2 pseudogenes are annotated in these 1,043 nt (G+C 68.5%); both read left to right on the top strand.

What is annotated here, in order from left to right:
* Window positions 1-367: pseudogene (locus tag AB0L34_RS34430) on the top strand (LytR family transcriptional regulator); the annotation flags it as partial.
* Between the two features lie 203 nt (window positions 368-570).
* Window positions 571-1,043: pseudogene (locus AB0L34_RS34425) on the top strand (LytR family transcriptional regulator); the annotation flags it as partial.

Here is a 1,043-nt window from a genome sequence, read left to right as displayed (position 1 = left end):
CCGCGACTTCGCCCGGAAGCGGCACCTGCAGGAATTCCTGAAGGCGCTGATGGACAAGGCGGCAAGCAGCGGAACGCTCACCAACCCGAAGAAGCTGAACGACTTCCTCAAGGCGGTGACCGCCGCCGTCACGGTCGACCAGGGATTCTCGTTGACCGACATGGCAGTGCAGTTCCGCAGCCTGCGGGGCGAGAACCTGACGTTCGTCACCAGCCCGCACCTGGGTGGCCAGACCATCGACGGCCAGTCGGTGGTGGTCTCCGACCGGGAGAAGGCGCTGGCGATGTACAAGGCGATCGCCGCGGACCGGATGGCCGAGTGGATGCAGGCCAACCAGAAGGGTTCGGGCGACAACGCGGGCGGCTGACGCCGGCACGGCATGACCGGGAACGAGCGCTAGGGCCTCGCCACCACGGAGGCCAACCGCCGACCGGCTCCTTACCCCTGCCCGTTCGGCCACAACCCGAGGATGTAGGCCGGCATTGATGGGAATTGCCGCCCTACGAGGTCGCGAGAACGGGAACAGATACGTAAAGTGGTCCCGCCCCCGATCACCGAGCTGGAGCACGCATGTCGGTCCAGACCAGCCGTCGCCCGCAGTCACCGGCACCCGGATCATCCGGGCGGGTCCCTCCGGTCATCCCCACACAGCCCGGTTCCGGCGGTCGCGGTCCCGGCGGTGGCAAGAAGAAGCGCACCAAGCGCAAGGACCCGCTCTGGGCGAAGCTCACGCTGGTGCTCGGCGCCGTGCTGATGGTGACCAGTGGCGTCGCCATCGTCGGCAGCAAGGCGGTCATCGGCCAGGCCACCGACAACATCGCCCAGCGCAACCTGCTCGGCGGCGCGGGCAAGAGCGAGGCCGAGGGCGGCAACAGCCTCGAGGGCCCGATCGACATGCTGCTGCTCGGCGTGGACGCCCGCGAGCGCTGGGCCGCCGACGACGTCCGGTCGGACACGATCATCATCCTGCACATCCCGGCCAGCCACGACCAGGCGTACCTGATCTCGATCCCCCGGGACACCGAGGCGCGTATTCCGGCGTT

Origin of the sequence: Micromonospora sp. NPDC052213, from assembly GCF_040679695.1 — a bacterium.
Classification (GTDB): Bacteria; Actinomycetota; Actinomycetes; order Mycobacteriales; family Micromonosporaceae; genus Micromonospora.
Note: the sequence above shows the minus strand (reverse complement) of the source record. Positions and strands in the feature narration are given on the sequence as shown.